The organism is Anaeromyxobacter sp. SG66, from assembly GCF_022690805.1.
Taxonomy (GTDB): domain Bacteria; phylum Myxococcota; class Myxococcia; order Myxococcales; family Anaeromyxobacteraceae; genus Anaeromyxobacter; species Anaeromyxobacter soli.
This window is the reverse complement of record NZ_JALCZC010000013.1, coordinates 64117-80355: the sequence shown is the minus strand read 5'-3', so window position 1 is coordinate 80355 and position 16239 is coordinate 64117. Positions and strand designations below refer to the sequence as shown.

At 72.7% G+C, this 16239-nt stretch carries 15 protein-coding genes and 1 tRNA gene; 13 read left to right on the top strand and 3 right to left on the bottom strand.

The features are described 5' to 3' along the window. The 7 genes from MNZ39_RS06455 to MNZ39_RS06425 all read left to right on the top strand — a co-directional run. On the top strand, positions 1-774 hold a 774-nt coding region (locus MNZ39_RS06455; protein WP_242336263.1), incomplete at its 5' end, for a tetratricopeptide repeat protein. A 31-nt stretch (positions 775-805) separates the two neighbouring features. Continuing rightward, entirely contained in the window at positions 806-1672 is an 867-nt protein-coding gene (locus MNZ39_RS06450; RefSeq protein WP_242336260.1) for an alpha/beta hydrolase, read from the top strand. A 110-nt stretch (positions 1673-1782) separates the two neighbouring features. Continuing rightward, positions 1783-2151 (top strand): polymer-forming cytoskeletal protein, encoded by a 369-nt coding sequence (locus MNZ39_RS06445; protein ID WP_242336257.1) that lies wholly within the window; start codon positions 1783-1785, stop codon positions 2149-2151. A 2-nt stretch (positions 2152-2153) separates the two neighbouring features. After that, entirely contained in the window at positions 2154-2693 is a 540-nt protein-coding gene (locus MNZ39_RS24670) for a polymer-forming cytoskeletal protein (protein WP_242336254.1), read from the top strand. A gap of 18 nt (positions 2694-2711) precedes the next feature. Then, positions 2712-3491: a ParB N-terminal domain-containing protein gene (locus MNZ39_RS06435; protein ID WP_242336251.1), complete on the top strand. Its 780-nt coding sequence runs from the start codon at positions 2712-2714 to the stop codon at positions 3489-3491. Further along, the gene (gene pyrE / locus MNZ39_RS06430) at positions 3488-4084 is read left to right on the top strand and encodes an orotate phosphoribosyltransferase (protein WP_242336248.1); all 597 of its coding nucleotides are present in this window, start codon (positions 3488-3490) and stop codon (positions 4082-4084) included. The genes MNZ39_RS06435 and pyrE overlap by 4 nt, the downstream gene beginning before the upstream one ends. Further along, positions 4081-4725 (top strand): hypothetical protein, encoded by a 645-nt coding sequence (locus MNZ39_RS06425; protein WP_242336246.1) that lies wholly within the window; start codon positions 4081-4083, stop codon positions 4723-4725. The genes pyrE and MNZ39_RS06425 overlap by 4 nt, the downstream gene beginning before the upstream one ends. A 34-nt stretch (positions 4726-4759) precedes the next feature. Here the strand turns inward: MNZ39_RS06425 and nadB are convergent, their stop codons facing one another. After that, the gene (gene nadB / locus MNZ39_RS06420) at positions 4760-6367 is read right to left on the bottom strand and encodes an L-aspartate oxidase (protein ID WP_242336243.1); all 1608 of its coding nucleotides are present in this window, start codon (positions 6365-6367) and stop codon (positions 4760-4762) included. Between the two features lie 89 nt (positions 6368-6456). Here nadB and MNZ39_RS06415 point away from each other — a divergent pair, with 89 nt between their 5' ends. The 3 genes from MNZ39_RS06415 to pgsA all read left to right on the top strand — a co-directional run bounded on the left by MNZ39_RS06415 (position 6457) and on the right by pgsA (position 9363). Beyond that, on the top strand, positions 6457-7086 hold the full coding sequence (locus tag MNZ39_RS06415) for a lytic transglycosylase domain-containing protein (RefSeq protein WP_242336240.1): 630 nt from the start codon (positions 6457-6459) through the stop codon (positions 7084-7086). Next, positions 7083-8456, top strand: a complete 1374-nt coding sequence (locus tag MNZ39_RS06410) for a tetratricopeptide repeat protein (protein WP_242336237.1) — start codon at positions 7083-7085, stop codon at positions 8454-8456. The genes MNZ39_RS06415 and MNZ39_RS06410 overlap by 4 nt, the downstream gene beginning before the upstream one ends. A 181-nt stretch (positions 8457-8637) precedes the next feature. Then, positions 8638-9363 carry a CDP-diacylglycerol--glycerol-3-phosphate 3-phosphatidyltransferase gene (pgsA, locus tag MNZ39_RS06405; protein WP_242336234.1) on the top strand — a complete coding sequence of 242 codons (726 nt, stop codon included), beginning with the start codon at positions 8638-8640 and terminating at the stop codon, positions 9361-9363. Here pgsA and MNZ39_RS24835 read toward each other — a convergent pair. After that, positions 9261-10451, bottom strand: a complete 1191-nt coding sequence (locus MNZ39_RS24835; RefSeq protein ID WP_242336230.1) for a glycosyltransferase family 9 protein — start codon at positions 10449-10451, stop codon at positions 9261-9263. The two genes, pgsA and MNZ39_RS24835, sit on opposite strands and share 103 nt — an antisense overlap. 115 nt (positions 10452-10566) lie before the next feature. On the opposite strand from MNZ39_RS24835, the gene MNZ39_RS06395 reads away from it, so the two are divergent. The 3 genes from MNZ39_RS06395 to MNZ39_RS06385 all read left to right on the top strand — a co-directional run bounded on the left by MNZ39_RS06395 (position 10567) and on the right by MNZ39_RS06385 (position 14880). Then, positions 10567-10641 (top strand) — tRNA-Gly (locus MNZ39_RS06395). A gap of 473 nt (positions 10642-11114) precedes the next feature. Then, positions 11115-11792, top strand: a complete 678-nt coding sequence (locus tag MNZ39_RS06390; RefSeq protein WP_242336227.1) for a hypothetical protein — start codon at positions 11115-11117, stop codon at positions 11790-11792. 136 nt (positions 11793-11928) lie between these two features. After that, positions 11929-14880 (top strand): PAS domain S-box protein, encoded by a 2952-nt coding sequence (locus tag MNZ39_RS06385; RefSeq protein WP_242336224.1) that lies wholly within the window; start codon positions 11929-11931, stop codon positions 14878-14880. Positions 14881-15138: 258 nt separating this feature from the next. Here MNZ39_RS06385 and MNZ39_RS06380 read toward each other — a convergent pair whose 3' ends face one another. After that, positions 15139-16041 carry a hypothetical protein gene (locus tag MNZ39_RS06380; protein WP_242336271.1) on the bottom strand — a complete coding sequence of 301 codons (903 nt, stop codon included), beginning with the start codon at positions 16039-16041 and terminating at the stop codon, positions 15139-15141. Positions 16042-16239 lie beyond the last annotated feature (198 nt).

Sequence of the window (16239 nt, the reverse complement as noted above, 5' to 3'; positions counted from 1 at the left end):
CGCGCGCTCGCGGCGCCGCTCGACGCCTTCCCGGGAGAGGTCCGGCTGCTCCTCGCGCGCGCGGCGGTGCTCGCCCGCGCCGGACGCCGCGGAGAGGGGATCGCGGTCCTGCGCGCCGCCGTGGCCGACAAGGCGCGGCGCGGGGAGGCGGCGAGGGCGGACGTGGCCGACCTCACCACCGCGCTCGCGCAGGCGCTCGTGCGGGCGGGCAGGCCGCAGGAGGCGATCGCCGCGCTGCGGGCGGCCCTCGCGGCGTCGCCGCGGGACGAGGCGCTGCTCTACGCGCTCGGCGCGACGTACCACCAGGCGGGCCAGCCCGACACGGCGGTGGCGCAGATGCAGGCGCTCCTGGCGCTCCACCCCGACTACCCCGACGCGCTGAACTTCCTCGGCTACGCCTTCGCGGAGCGCGGCGACCGGCTCGACGAGGCGGAGCGGCTCCTGCGCCGCGCCCTCGAGCTAAGGCCGCGATCCGGCCACGTGCTCGACTCGCTCGGCTGGGTGCTGTTCCGCCGCGGCGAGTTCGCCCGCGCGGCGGAGCTCCTCGAGCAGGCCGACGCGCTCGCCGGGCCGGACGCGGTCATCCTCGAGCACCTCGGGGACGCCTACGGCGCGCTCTCGCGGACGGGGGACGCCGCTCGCGCCTACCGCCGCGCGCTCGGGGCGGACCCGGGCGACGACGACGAGGGCGCGGCGGACGCCGGGCGCAAGGCCGGGATCGAGCGGAAGCTGCGCGAGCTCGCGGCCACGGCGCGCTCCCCCTCCACGCCTTGACCCCGCGGCGGCGCGCCGTTAGCGTCCGCGGATGCCGGTCCCCTCCTTTCCCTCCGAGGCGGAGGCGCGCCACGAGGAGGGCTTCCTCAACTCGGCGGACCACCTTCGCCTCTACTGGCAGCGCTACACGCCGCCCTCGCCCCGCGCCACGGTGATCGTGCTCCACGGCGCGGGCGATCACTCCGGCCGCTACCCGGCCGTCACCTCCGCGCTCGTGCGCGCGGGGTTCCAGGTGGCGCTCGTGGACCTGCGCGGCCACGGCCAGTCCGACGGCCAGCGCTGGCACGTGGACGCGTTCTCCGACTACCTCGCCGACCTCGGCGCGTTCGTGGCGAAGCTCCGGGCCGACGGCGTCGCCGGCAAGCTGTTCGTCCTCGCGCACAGCCAGGGGGCGCTCGTGGCGGCCTCGTGGGGGCTCGCCCGCGGCGGCGAGGTGGACGGGTTCGTGCTGTCGTCGCCGTACTTCCGCCTCGCGTTCCACCCGCCGGCGGTGAAGCTCCTGGCCGCGAAGCTCGCCGGGCGGGTCGTCCCCTGGCTGCGGATGTCGGCCGGGCTCGACGTGGCCGACCTCACCTCGGACCTCGAGCTGCAGCGCTGGACCGACCACGACCCCCTCTACGGCCGCGCCACGACGCCGCGCTGGTTCGCCGAGTCCACCCGGGCGCAGGCCGCGGTGCTGCGGGGCGCCGCGCGCTTCGAGGCGCCGCTGCTCGTCCTCGCCGCGGGCGCCGACCGCATCGCCGACGTGGCCGCCGCGCGCGCGTTCGTGGACGCGGCGCGATCGAGGGACAAGCGGCTCGTGGTGTACGACGGGTTCCGACACGAGATCTTCAACGAGGTGGAGCGCGATCGGCCCATCGCCGAGGCGATCGCGTGGCTCTCCTCCCACGCCAAGTGAAGAGGCGTTCAGGCGGGTTGACGCCCCCTGGAGAGGCCCTCTATCCTGCCCCGGTCTTTCACTCCACGCGGGTCCGCGACGGACGTGAAGCTCCCGGAGGACGTCTGAAAATGGCTGGCATCGAGAAGGTCCCGTCGCCGCGCAGCGGCGCACACACGGTGATCGGAAGCTCGATCGTGATCGACGGCGAGATCTCGGGTGACGAGGACCTCGTCATCCAGGGCACGGTCAAGGGCCGCATCAGCCTGCGCGAGAGCCTCTACGTCGAGGGCTCGGGCGTCATCGAGGCGGACATCGAGACGGCGAACGTCGAGGTGTCGGGCCAGGTGACGGGCAACATCGCCGCGAGCGACAAGGTCGAGCTGAAGGCCGACTGCAAGGTCGTGGGCGACATCCGCGCTCCGCGCATCCTCATCGCCGACGGCGCCCTCTTCAAGGGCAACGTGGACATGGACGTCAAGGAAACGAAGGGGAAGTGACCGTGGCGACCATCGACGGCAGCACCATCATCGGCGAGTCCATCCTCATCAGCGGCTCCCTCAACGGCGACGAGGACCTCACGGTCCGCGGCCGGGTCGAGGGCACGCTGACCCTCACGAAGACCCTCGTGGTCGAGCCGACCGGCGTCGTGAAGGCCGAGGTCCAGGTCAAGAACTGCATCATCTCCGGCGCCATCGTCGGCAACGTCACCGCCACCGAGTCGGTCGAGATCACCCGGGAAGGCCGGATGGTCGGCGACATCAGCGCGCCGCGCGTGATCATCGTCGACGGCGCGAGCTTCCGCGGCCGCATCGACATGGGCGAGGTGGACGTGGAGGCGGAGCGCGAGACGCGCACCGTCGTCTCGCGCCCGGCCCCGCTGCCGTCGCGCCCGGCCCTCCGCCCCGCGCCGCGCCCGGTCCCGATCGAGCGCAAGATGGAGGAGAAGACCGTGGCCGTCGCCGCGCCGAAGCCGCCCGCGCCCCCTGCGCCCGTCGCGATGGGCGCGGTGAAGCGCAAGGTGATCGTGAAGCGGAAGTAGCCGGTCTCGAGGCTCGCCGTGGAGCTCGAGCCGCGCACGACGGCGCCCGCCCATGCGACGGGCGCCGTCGCGTTCGTACCCCTCGCCGCCGTCACCGACGACGCGACCTTCCGGGTGCGCCCGGAGGGCGACGTGTCGCACCTCGCGGCCTCGATCGGCCGCCTCGGTCAGCTCTCGCCCGTCGAGCTCCGGCCGGACCCGGCGGCGCCGGGCCGTTACCAGGTCGTCGCCGGCTTCCGCCGGCTGGCCGCGCTCCGGATGCTCATGCGCGAGCGGGTGCTCGCGCGCGTGCACGAGCAGCTCTCCGAGGAGGACGCCTGGGGCGTCGCGCTCGGGCAGGCCCTGCTCACCGAGCCGCTCGACGGCGCGGCCCTGGGCGCGCTCCGGGAGCGGCTCGCCGGGACGGGAGTCGCGCCGTGGGCGGACGAACTCGTGGACGAGGCGCGCGTGCGCGCGCCGCTCGAGCCCGAGCTGCGCGAGCGCTTCTTCGCCTTCCTCGAGGCGGGCGCGCCCGCCGCAGCCGAGGCCCCGGCGCCCGCGCCCGACGAGGACGCCGCGCTCGAGCGCGAGCAGGAGGCCGACGAGGCCGAGCGCCTGGTCCCCGAGGAGGTCCCCGTGGAGGTCACCCCGGACGAGCTCGCTCAGGACGTGGCGCGGCGCTTCTGGGAGCTCAACCAGGATCTCGCGCTCGCCGTGGGGGCCTGGGCAGACTTGCCGCCCGAGGGCCGCCGCCAGATCCTGGCGCAGGCCCGCTGGGTGGCGGCGCTCCTGCCGCACCTCGAGGGAGAGGAAGAATGAGCCTCGACACCGATCGCGCCCGGCTCCTCGAGCTCCTGCGCGAGCTCTCCTTCGAGCGCCGGAAGGTGATCCTCGCCTCCGGCAAGGAGAGCGACTTCTACGTGGACTGCAAGCGGACGACGCTCACCGCCGAGGGGCACGTCCTCGTCGGCCGGCTCCTGTTCGACCGCGTCCGCCGCATCCAGCCGCTCGTGCGCGGCGTCGGCGGCCTCACCCTCGGCGCCGATCCCATCGCCAGCGCGATCGCGCTCACGAGCTTCCTGGAGCACGAGCGAGCGGGCGGTCTGGGAGGCGTTCATCCCCCCGGCACGGTCGACTCGTTCATCGTCCGCAAGGAGCCGAAGGGCCACGGCACCGGGCAGTGGATCGAGGGGCGCAAGACCATCCCGGACGGCAGCCGCGTCGTCGTCATCGAGGACGTGGTGACCACGGGCGGCAGCGCGCTCAAGGCCATCGAGCGCTGCCGGGCGGAGAAGCTCGAGCCGGTCGCGTGCCTCGCGCTCGTGGATCGGATGGAGGGCGGCCGCGAGGCGATCGAGGCGCAGGGCGTGCCGCTCCAGGCGCTCTTCACGCGCCAGGACTTCCTCGGATGACCCGCGCCGCGGTGGTCCGCGCCCTGCTGGGGCTCGCGCTCCTGGCGGCCGGCTGCACGATCCGCTCGCGCACGCCGTATCCCCGCACCGACCAGGGCGAGTGGGCGGAGAAGCGCGACCAGGCCACCCGCCGCGACCTGCTCTACGACGGCCTCGATCACCGCGCGACCGCGACCGCGACCCACCTGTCGCTCCCGGTGCGCGAGGCGCGCGCGCGCCGCCTCGCCGAGTGGAAGGGGTGGACGGCGGAGGAGCTCGAGCAGCGGCTCGCGAGGGAGCGCGCCGAGGCGGCGGCCGGCGAGGAGTTCCTGCTCGTCTTCTACACGCCCTCGTCGAGGGCGAACGACCTCGACGCGCCGAGGAGCATCTGGCACGTGGCGGTGAAGAGCGAGGCGGGGGAGCTCGTCAGCGTCGGCGCGCACATCGCCGACGCCGACGACGAGCTGCACGGCCTCTTCCCCTGGGTGGGCCCGTTCGACACCGTCTACCGGGTGCAGTTCCCCGTCCCGAAGGAGGGACCGCTCGCGGACGAGGGCTACGTGCTCGAGATCGCGAGCGCGCTCGGCGTGCTCGAGCTCGACTACACCTCGCCGCCGCTCCCCACGCCGCTCATCCAGCCGTCGCCGCCCGAGGGGCGCTGACCTTCGCGGCGCGGCCGCCGCGCGAGCGGCCCCGCTACTCGAGATCGCCGCGCGTGATGAGCGTGTCGCGCAGCCAGCGATCGTCGCTCTTGGGGTAGTCGAGGATGTAGTGCAGCCCGCGCGACTCCTTGCGCTGGCGGGCGCACTCGACGATGAGCATCCCGACGTCGGCGAGGTTCCGGAGCTCGACGAGGTCCGGCGTGAGGTTGTACTGCCAGTAATAGTCGCGGATCTCGCTCCGCAGCATGGCGATGCGGGTGCGCGCGCGCTCGAGCCGCTTCTGCGTGCGCACGATGCCGACGTAGTTCCACATCACGCGCCGGAGCTCGTCCCAGTTGTGCGCGACGACGACGCCCTCCTCGGGCGCGAGCGCCGAGCCCGGGTTCCAGTCCGGGATGTGCGGCGGCGGCCCGCTCCCCTCGGAGAGCTCGTCCGCGGCGCGCAGCGCGGCGCGCCGGCCGAACACGAGGCCCTCGAGGAGCGAGTTGGAGGCGAGCCGGTTCGCGCCGTGCAGGCCGGTGCAGGAGACCTCGCCGATGGCATAGAGGCGCGGGATGGAGGTGCGGCCGACGAGATCCGTTACGACGCCGCCGCACTGGTAGTGCGCGGCCGGGACGACGGGGATCGGCTGCGCCGCCATGTCGATGCCGAACTCCTTGCACGTCGCGTAGATGTGCGGGAAGTGCTCGAGCAGGAAGCTCTTCGGCAGGTGCGTCATGTCGAGGAACGCGCAGTCGTCGCCGCGCTTCTTCATCTCCGCGTCGATGGAGCGCGCGACGACGTCCCGCGGCGCGAGCTCCTTGCGCGGGTCGTAGCGCACCATGAACGCGTCGCCCGCGGCGTTGCGGAGGATGCCGCCCTCACCGCGGAGCGCCTCGCTGATGAGGAAGCTCTTCGCCTGCGGGTGGAAGAGGCAGGTCGGGTGGAACTGGAAGAACTCCATGTTCGCGACCGTCGCGCCGGCGCGGTACGCCATGGCGACCCCGTCGCCGGTCGCGACGTCGGGGTTCGAGGTATAGAGGTAGACCTTGCCCGAGCCGCCGGTGGCGAGGATGGTCGCGCCCGCCGAGAGGGTGGAGACGACGCCGGTGTCGCGGTGGAGCACGTACGCGCCGAGCACCCGGCTCGGGCCGCCGATGCCGGCCTTGCCGCTCGTCACCAGGTCGACCGCGACGTGGTCCTCCTCGATGCGGATCCCGCGCGCGTCGCAGGCGGCGAGGAGCGCGCGCTCGATCTCCCGGCCGGTCGTGTCCTTCGCGTGCGCGACACGACGGCGCGAGTGGCCGCCCTCACGGGTGAGGTGCAGCCGATCCGGGGCCTCCCGATCGAGCTCCACGCCGAGCGACATCAGCCAGCGGATGCGATCGGGTCCCTCGCGGACGGTCACCTCCACCGCCTCGCGCCGGCAGAGCCCCGCGCCGGCGACGAGCGTGTCCTGGATGTGGAGCTCGAAGTCGTCGTCGGGCCCGAGCACCGAGGCGACGCCGCCCTGGGCGTACTGCGTGGAGCCCTCCGAGCGCTGCCGCTTCGTGAGGACCAGCACCGAGCCGTGATTCGCGGCCTCGAGGGCGAACGTCAGGCCGGCGACACCGCCGCCCAGGACGAGGAAGTCGACGTGCTCGCGCGGGGAGAGGGTATTCATGGCGTCATTGTGTAGCGCATGTGTGTGCGTGCCGGTGGGGGAATAAAGTTGTCCGTCCCGACGTGCTCTTGGTAGGTTTTTCCCACCGCATGTCCGGCCCTCGCTCCCTCGTCGGCCTCGCCCTCGTGGGGCTCCTCTGCGCGCCCGCGCTGGCGCGGGGCGGAGACGTCTACTCGTACGTCGACTCGGACGGCGTGGTGCACTTCTCGAACGCGCCGAACGACCCGCGCTACCGCCGGGTGAACCGCGCGAGGAGCGGCGGCGGCGTCTATCGCTCCGGGTCGCAGGCGCGCGCGCGCCCGGCGGCGTCCGCTGACGAGCGCTACACGCAGTGGCGCGCCCACATCACCTCGGCGGCGGCGCGCTACGCGCTGCCCGAGGCGCTGCTCCTCGCGGTGATGTCGGTCGAGTCGAACTTCGATCACCGCGCCGTGTCCGAGAAGGGCGCGATGGGACTCATGCAGCTCATGCCCGGGACGGCGAAGGACATGTACGTGTCCGACGCCTGGGACCCGGGCCAGAACATCGACGGCGGGGCGCGCTACCTGCGCATCCTCGCGAACCAGTACCAGGGCGATCTCATGAGGACGCTCGCGGCGTACAACGCCGGGCCGGAGGCGGTCCGCCGCGCAGGCGGCGACGTCCCGAACATCCCGGAGACGCGCGAGTACGTCCGCAAGGTCGTCGCCCTGTACGAGGCCTACAAGGCCGGGAAGTGAACCCTTTGGCCAGGCGCGGCGGCACCCACGAGGTCGAGGGACTCGACGAGGAGTTCCTGTTCCACCTCTCGCGCGGGACCGAGCTCATCGGCGCCGGCGACGCGGACGGCGCGCGTGCCGCCCTCGAGCGGGCGCGCACGCTGCGCCCGAAGGACGTGAAGGTCCTGGGCCTGCTCGGCCAGGCGTACTACCGCCTCGGCCGATTCGAGGACGCGGGCGACGTGTGGCAGGTGCTCGTGGACGAGAGCCCGGTCGAGCCGGCGGCGCGCGTGAACCTCGGGCTCGCGCGCCTCAAGGCGAAGCGCCACGCCGACGCGGCCCGGCAGCTCCAGATCGCGCTCGACCTCAACCCCGACCACCGCAAGGCGATGGGCTACCTCGGCCTCGCGCTGCTCGAGGGAGGCGACCCCGCCGCCGCGCGCGCCTGGTTCGAGCGGACCGGCGCCGAGCACATGATCGCGCGCTGCGACGCGCTCCTCGCCGGCCCCGCCGGCGCGGAGGAGGAGGCCGCGCCGCCCGTTGCCGTCGCCGACGAAGGCGCCCCCGGCGAACCGCTACCCGCTGAGCAGCTCGAGCCGCTCGCGACGCCGGTGCCGGTCGCCGATCTCGCCGCCGAAGCTCCGCTCTCCGGATCCGACGCGTTCGACGCGGCGTCCGCGGCCCTCGCGGCAGAGGACGAGCGCGCCGCTCCTCCTGCCCCGATCGCGCAGGCCTCGCCCCCGGCGCTCTCCGCGTGGGCCGCCTCCCGCGTCCTCGCGCTCGAGGGGGCCGCTCCCTTCGCGGTGCAGGACGGGGTCCTCGCGGTCGCGGTGCGCGGCGAGCTGCGCGTCCGGCTCGAGGGCCTGTTCGCGATCCGCGGGCAGGTCGCGCTCGCCGGGGACGTGAAGCGCTTCCGCGGGCGCGTGACCGAGACGCCCTTCGGCCAGGGTGCCGCGCGCATGTACCACGCGAGCGGCGACGGCGTGCTCCTCCTGCGCGCCGGCGACCGGCGCCTCACCGCGCTGGAGCTCGGCGGCGAGGCCGCCTACTTCCGCGAGGACGCGGTGTGCGGCCTCGACGCGGGCCTCGCGTTCGAGAACGGGAGGGTGCCGTCGTCCGCGGGCGAGCTGAACCTCGTCCACATCCGCGGGCAGGGCGCGCTGCTCGTCGCGTCTCGCGGCGAGCCCGTCGCGATCGACGTCGTGCCCGGCACGCCGGTGCGGCTCCCGCTCACCGCGCTCGTCGGCTGGACCGGCGCCCTCACGCCGCGGCTCGGGCCGCTCGCCGACGAGGCCGAGGGCGCGCCGCTCGCGGTGGAGCTGACCGGCGAGGGGCGGGCGCTCGCGGATCCGGAGGCGGTGGCGGAGGGTGGGGGCGGGGGCACGCCATGATGGCGCCACCCGCCCGCAGGGAGCCTGCTGCGACGCACGCTGCCTGCCTCCGCCGGGCGGCCTCGTCGTTGCGCTCCTCGACGTGCCTTACAGGCACGCCTGCGGTGCTCACTCCTCGGGGCGCCCGGCCCGGCGACGGCATCGCGCGTCTCGCGACGGCTCCATGCAAGCGAGGGGCGCCATGAGCCGCTCGCTCGCGCGGGAGTTCCTGAACGCGCCCAACGCGATCACGCTCACGCGGATCGCGATGATCCCGGTGTTCCTCTGGTTCACCTTCCACGAGTCGCGCGTCGACAGCTTCATCGCCTGCGTCGTCTACGCGGTCACCGGCGCGACCGACTTCCTCGACGGCTGGGTCGCGCGCAAGAAGAACCTCGTCACGGTGATCGGGAAGTTCCTCGACCCGCTCGCCGACAAGCTCATCGTGATGGCGGCGCTCGTGATGCTCGTCCACCTCGGGCGCGTCTCCGCCTGGGTGGTGATCGTCGTCATGGCCCGCGAGTTCATCGTGACGGGCCTGCGCACGATCGCGATGAGCGAGGGGATCGTCATCGCGGCGGGGCAGGAGGGGAAGCACAAGACGGCCTTCCAGGTCGCCTCCATCACCTTCCTGCTGTTGCACTACACGTACCCGATCGACGCGATCTTCTTCTCGTTCGACCTCGACGCGAACCGCGTCGGGACGTGGCTGCTCTACATCTCGCTCTTCTTCTCGGTCTGGTCGGCGCTGAAGTACTTCACCAGCTTCATCGAGGCGGTCTACCGCACCCCGGCGCGCTCCGACGGACGCGACCGCGCGGCCGGCTACCCGCGCGAGGCGGAGAGCAGCCGGTCACAGGCGGCGAGCACCGCGTCCGTCTCGGATTCGGCGCGCACCTCCGCGGCGGCGAAGCCCGGCACGCGGTGACCCCAGCGCGCGGAGTCGCCGCGGAAGAAGACGCCCACTGTGGGCGTCCGCACGGCGACGCCGAGGTGCATCGGGCCCGAGTTGTTCGACACCACGAGCCGCGCACGGCGCATCAGCCCGGCGAGGAGCGCGAGATCGGTGGGCGGTGCGAGGGTCGCGCCCGAGCCCTCCGCGATGGCGCGCGCGAGCGGCTCCTCGCCCGGACCCCACACGACGAGCACCGCGAGCCCGCGCGCCGCGAGGCCGCGCGCGACCGCTGCGTACGCCTCCGGCGGCCAGCGCCGGTCGGCGAGCCGCGCGCCGGGGTTGAGGAGCGCGAACGGCCGGCCGGCGAGCCCCGCGCCCGCGAGCAGCGCGTCGGCCGGGCCGAGATCCTCGCCGAGCGAGGTGTCGAGCTCGAGGCCGCTCGGCGGGAGCCCGAGCGGGCGGAGGAGCTCGAGCTTGGCGGGCACCTCGACGGCGTTCGCCGCATCGTGGGCGACGGGGTGGGAGAGGAAGCGGGCAGAGTCGCCGCGGTCGTGGCCCACGATGAAGCCTGCGCGTCCGCCGACGATGCGCGCGAGGAGCGCGGCGGTGAGCGAGAAGGCCGACCAGTGGCCCGCCTCGACCACGAGGTCGTAGCGCTCGCGTCGCAGCGCGCGCACGAGGCCGAGGAACCGCCCGGGCGCGCGGAAGGCGTCCCGCTTCTGCCAGAGGATCGCCCGGTCCACGTGCGGCGAGCCGACGAGGTGGCCCTGCCGCGGCGCGAGGAGGTGGAGCTCGGCGCGAGGCAGCCCGAGCTTCAGGGCGCGGAGGAGCGGGGTGGTGAGGAGCTGGTTCCCGACGCGCTCGTCCACTCGGATGACGAGGATCTTGCGGATGGAGGCGAGCGGCGGCTGCGCCGCGCGGGGACGCGGCCAGACGAGGTTCGCGAGGCCGAGCACGAGGGCGCGGCCGAGGGCCCGGAGCGCGTTCCCCGCGGCGCCGCGGCTCTTCCCGCCGCCCACGCGCGCGCGGAGCCGCTTGTCCTCGGCGCTCTTGCGGGAGGCCTCGCGGAGCTGCGCGAGGGCGGAGGAGGGCGGGTCCTTGGGTGCGTTCCGGGTCGTCACGAGGGCCGCGGATGTTAGCACCGGCGGGCTCCGGCGCTCCCCGCCGCACCCGAGAGATGGACGCTTGACACCATCCCGGAGCGCCTCTATAACCGGCGTCCTTCGCACGGATTCTGCGGGAATAGCTCAGTGGTAGAGCATCGCCTTGCCAAGGCGAGGGTCGAGGGTTCAAATCCCTTTTCCCGCTCCAGTTAAAGGCCCCGGTTCGCCGGGGCCTTTTTCTTTCAGCCCTTCAGCGCCTCCAACCCGCCTCCACGCGCGCGACCGCGGAAAGGCATACTGCTGGGGCGAGAGCCGAGCGGGGGCAGGTCGGCGATGCGTCCAGCATCGACGGGCGGGCGCCCTCGGCGGTTGCGGGCGATCTCTCGTTCGAGGCCTTGGATGCGGGCTTCCGCCACACCTGTGCCCGTGCCACCACGGGATCCGTCTCGTACTGGGGCTCCAGCGGGGCCGGCCAGCTTGGCACGAGCTCGACCAGCTCACGACATGTGCCGACGACGGTGTCGGGGCGGCCGTGAGAAGGACCTCCGGTCGACGACGCGCCTTCGTGATCGTCGCGCGCTCCTGGGCGCGCTGCTCGCCGCCGCGTGCTCGGCCGCGCTCGCCGACGAGCCGAGGAACCGCGGGGACGAAACGGAGCCGCGTCGGTTCCTCTCCGCTGGCGTGGATCTCGGTACCTCCCAGCACGTCGCCCTTGCCGCGGGGTACGGGAAGCCCGACGCGCGCTGGGGCGGCCTCATCGCCCACGGCTACCTCACGCTCAACTCCGCCGCGGCGCGCGTAGGCGCCAAGGTCGACCTCGAGGCCCTCGCGCTCGAAGGAGGCGTTCGGTGGGTCCGTACGTTCGAGCACCTGCCTCTCCCGGTCCAGCGCCGGCACACCCGTATCCCCGGCGGCGATGGATTCGAGTCGCGGGTCCTCGACCTCTCCGCGAAGGGAGGCCTTCCGCTTGGCCCCGGCTTCGCGATCTACGAGGTGGCCGGCGTACGGCAGCTCTCGTCACACGGGGACGTCCACCTGTACGACGAGCTGTACAGGATCGTTTACCGTCCGGACTGGCTCGGCACGGTGAGCGCCGGCTGGCTCGCGTCGCTCCGCGGCGGGACGGCGCTCCTGGGCGGGCGCGCGCTGTGGGCCTTCGAGTCCGGTCGTGGCGGAGATCCACTGGTGATGCTCGGGCCCGTGACCTACTGGCGACTGTGGCCGCACATCGCGCTCGCGGGGGAGCTGCTCTACCCGGTATCGAACCCGGACAGCCTCGGGTTCATGGACTCGATCGCTGCGTTCGCGGTGCTCTCGTTCCGGGCGGCGACCGGGGACCCGCCGCCGCGGTTCCCCTGACGAGGGCACCCGCGACGTCGCGCCGGGCCACTCGAGCGCGAACGCCCCGCGTCACCACGCCGCGGCCGCAGGAGGGAACCGCGAACGACGAACGCGAGTGGTAAGTTCTCCCTCTTTGCGCGCAGGATCCAGAGCCATGCCGGTGGCGCCCACCACCCCATCGCGGACCCTCACCGACCTGCTGTTCGAGAAGGAAGAGGTCGGCCTCTGCCTCGTCGCACCCGACGGGACGGTGCTGCGCGCGAACGCCAAGTGGCTGCGCTCGACGGGGTTCACCGAGGAGCAGGTCGTCGGGCAGAGCATGGTCGAGCTCTTCCCCGATACGCGCGAGACGGTGCTGGAGATGCATGCCCGTGCACGCGCGGGGCTCCGCGTCGACGTCCCCCGGCACGTGCAGGTCGTGAACGGGCGCGAGACGAGGTGGGAAGGCACCCTCGATCCCGTTGCGATGGAGGGGGGGACGGGGCTGCTGATCACGGCGCACGACGTGACGCACGACGTACGCCGCGACCGCGTGGGCACCGAGCCGGACGCGCCGGCCCTCGATGACCTTTACACGGCGTTGTTCGAGCACAGTCCGGAGTGCGTCATCATCACCAGGACCGACGGGACGGTGGTGCGGGCGAACCCGGCGGCGTGTCGCGTGTACGGCGCGCCCGAGTCCGAGGTCTGCGGGCGAGGTCGGGCGGCTTACGTCGTCCGCGACGCAGCGCTGGAGGCATTCCTCTCCGAGCGCGAGCGAACGGGAGCAGCGCACGGGCGCATCACCGCGCGGCGCAACGACGGAACGGTGTTCCCGGTCGAGGCGTCGTCGTCGCTCATCATGGTGGAGGGGAGCGAGCAGTACGCCTGCGTCATCTTCCACGACGTCACCGACGAGCAGCGGAAGCAGGACGCGCTCCGGCACGCGTCCGAGCTGCTGGACCTGGGGGACGCGTTCTGCGAGCTGGATTCGGAGTACCGGCTGGTCCGCGTCAACGCGCGCCAGGAGCAGCTCACGAAGACGCCTCGCGAGCAGTCCGTCGGGAGGACGCACTGGGAGCTCTGGCCGGAGTCGGCGCGCCCGGATTCGCCGTGGTGGCGCGAGTACCACCGCTGCATGGAGGAACGCGTCCCCGTCGCGTTCGAGAACTACTACGCGCCGCTCGACCTCTGGAGCAGCGTGACCGCGTACCCGACGAGCAGCGGCGGGATCGCGATCTTCTTCCGCGACGTCCGGAAGCGGAAGCAAGCCGAGGAGGAGCTGCGGCGGTCCGAGGCCGCCCTCGACGCGTTCTTCGCGAACTCCCCCGGGCTCCTCGTCCTCGCGGACGAGGAGTTCCGGTACGTGAAGACCGACGCGACGACGCCCACGTACTTCGGGCTCACGCGCGAGAGCATCGTCGGAAAGCGGGTCGCGGAGCTCGCGCCGGCGTTGATCGAAGAGCTCGGTCCCGTGCTGAGGCGGGTCATCGACAGGGGAGAGCCGGCGCTGAACCAGGAGGCGCAGATCGCGTGGCGGGGCCGGGCAGCCGAGCTCGCGTACTGGCGCTCGTCGTGCTTCCCGGTGCAGCTTCCGGGCGGCAAGCGCGGCGTCGGCCTGATGGGCGTCGAGATCACCGACCTCAAGAACGCCGAGCGGGCGCTGCGCGAGAGCGAGGACCTGTACCGCTCGCTGTTCACGCTCGCGCCGAGCGGCGTCGTCCTCAACGACGCGGAGGGGCGGATCCTCGCGTTCAACGACCAGACGCACGAGCAGCTCGGCTACACGCGCGAGGAGTTCGCGCGACTGCACCTCGCCGACGTGGACGCCGAGGAGCAGCCGGTCGACGTCCGCAACCACATCACGGAGATCACCGCTCGAGGGGGCGCCGAGTACGAGGTGAGGCACCGGACGAAGTCCGGCGAGATCCGCAACGTGCTCGTCCGCACGCGCCCGGTCCGGATTGGCGGCGAGCTGCGCTTCGTGAACGTGTGGCAAGACATCACCGACCGCAAGCGGGCCGAGTCCGCGTTGCGCGACTCCGACCAGCGCAAGAGCGAGTTCCTGGGCGTGCTCTCGCACGAGCTGCGCAACCCGCTCGCGCCGATCCGGAACAGCATCTACCTGCTCGATCGTGCGCCTGCGGGCAGCGAGCAGGCGCGCCGCGCCCGGGAGGTCATCGCGCGCCAGACCGAGCACCTCACGCGGCTCATCGACGACCTGCTCGACGTGACCCGGATCTCGCGCGGCAAGATCGTGCTCCACGAGGCGCGCCTCGACCTGCGCGACCTCGCCCGGAAGACCGCGAGCGATTTCCACTCGCTGTTCGTGCAGGCCAAGGTCGAGCTCGCGGTGGAGGACGGGCACACCCCGATCTGGATCGAGGCGGATCCGGTGCGCGTCGCGCAGGTCATCGGCAACGTGCTGCAGAACGCGGTCAAGTTCACGCCATCGGGCGGTTCCGTGAAGCTGGCGCTGACGGCGCGGGACGGGAGCGCCTGGCTGACGGTGCGCGACGACGGGATCGGGATCGAGCCGGCGATGCTCGCGCGCGTCTTCGAGCCGTTCGCGCAGGCCGAGCAGTCGCTGGCGAGGACGAAGGGCGGGCTCGGCCTCGGGCTCGCGCTGGTGAAGGGCTTGATCGAGCTGCATGGCGGGAGTGTCGAGGCCCGGAGCAACGGGGTGGGGCACGGGACCGAGATCGCGATCAGGCTTCCCCTCGCGGCGGCCGCCGCCGCGTCCGATGGCGAGGCGGGCGCGCGCGCGCCGAGCCGACGCCGGTCGGTCCTCGTCGTCGAGGACAACCTGGACGCCGCGCAGAGCCTCGCGGACATCCTGGAGCTGGGCGGTCACCGGGTCACGGTGGTGCGCGACGGGCGCTCCGGGATCGAGGCGGCGAGGAAGCTGCGCCCGGAGGTGATCCTCTGCGACATCGGGCTCCCGGACCTGGACGGTTACGAGGTGGCCCGCGCGCTCCGGCGCGACGAGGCGCTCCGCGGGACGCGGCTCGTCGCGGTCACCGGGTACGCGCAGCCGGAGGACCGGCAGCGCGCCCAGGACGCGGGCTTCGACGGCCATCTCGCCAAGCCACTGAACCCCGACGAGCTGGAGCGGGCGCTGGAGTAGCGCGAGCCCGACCGAGAGTATCCATCTAGCGAGCCCGACCGAGAGTATCCATCGACGGACAGGGCGCGAGAGGACGTTAGATGCCCAACTCGGGCGTGGAAGATTGGCAGTCCGGGCGACTCACGCCAAACGCGAGGGCATCTGACGCGCTTTGGGCGCGCGCGCACGCGAAGATCGTTGTCTGCGGGCACACCGCTGCCACGGTGAGTCGCGCGCGGCACCGACACGGCTGAGGGGGTGAGATCGAGCGGAAAGGTTCTACGCAGCGCCGGCGCACTGCACACCATGGAGGACGCGTAGGTGGTAGGTGCCGGCGGGGAAGACCACGTTCCGTGAGCCCGAGCACCATTCGACCAAGGCGTGCCGGTACTCGAGGACGAAGGACTTCAGGCGAAGGAGGCCCTCGATCCTTCTCCACTTGTCGCGCGCGGCAATCCGGGGCTTGAGCTCGAAGCGAGGCTCGCCGCCGGCAGGTGGTCGCGCAAACGGATTCTGCGCTAGGACCCGCCCGACGCCGAGGAACCGACGGCCGTTGGTCGCGCTCTCCTGGTGGTGCTTCTGCTCGAGTTCCTGGACGGCGGCCGAGAGCAGCGTGCGGAACTCGGCCGCGGAGGAAAAGCCCGACGGAGCCGTCAGCTCGAGCTCGACTGTTTCCGGGAGGTAGCCTTTGGGGTCGAAGAAGATCTTCGGTCTGCGGGCCATGAGCTTGGTGGTGCCGATCTGTTCGGGTGCAGTCCAGAGGCCCGGCCACTCCGCGCCGCGTCGGACGAGCCCGGCAGCGACGGGGTTCGCGAGGACGTAGGCCGCCTTCGCGAGGACGTCCTCGGCGCCGAGGGGCTCGACCGCGCTGTAGCTCCCGTCGGTGGCCCAGAAACCCTCGAAGCGCCCGAGCGAGGCGTTCACCGCGCGGCCGACGAGGGAGTCGAGGTACTGCATGAACGACGGAAGGCGTCCTTGGGGATCGGTGATGATGAGGTGCGCATGGTTCGAGAGGACGCAGAGGACGTGGACGAGAACGCCGTGTCGTTGCGCCGCGAGCGCTAGGACATAAAGGAAGATTTCGTTGACGATCTTGGACGGCCGAAGGAAGAAGCGGCGTTCCGAGCAACGACGCGTGATGAGGTAGACGGTCCCGGGCAGAACGCGGCGAGGCGCAGTCATGGGGATGGCGGCAAGGCAGGCAGCGTGCCGTCGCCGGGGCATGTCGTTGCGAACCGTTAACGAGACGAGGTCCGCAGGAGAGGGTCGCGCCTTGGGCGGTCGGTCCGCTGCGCGGTACTCTCGGTCAGGGCGCCGGGCGCCGAGGGACGCGTGGATGTCGCGCAGCGCGCGGCCGGCCGCCGAGAGGGGAGCAGCGGG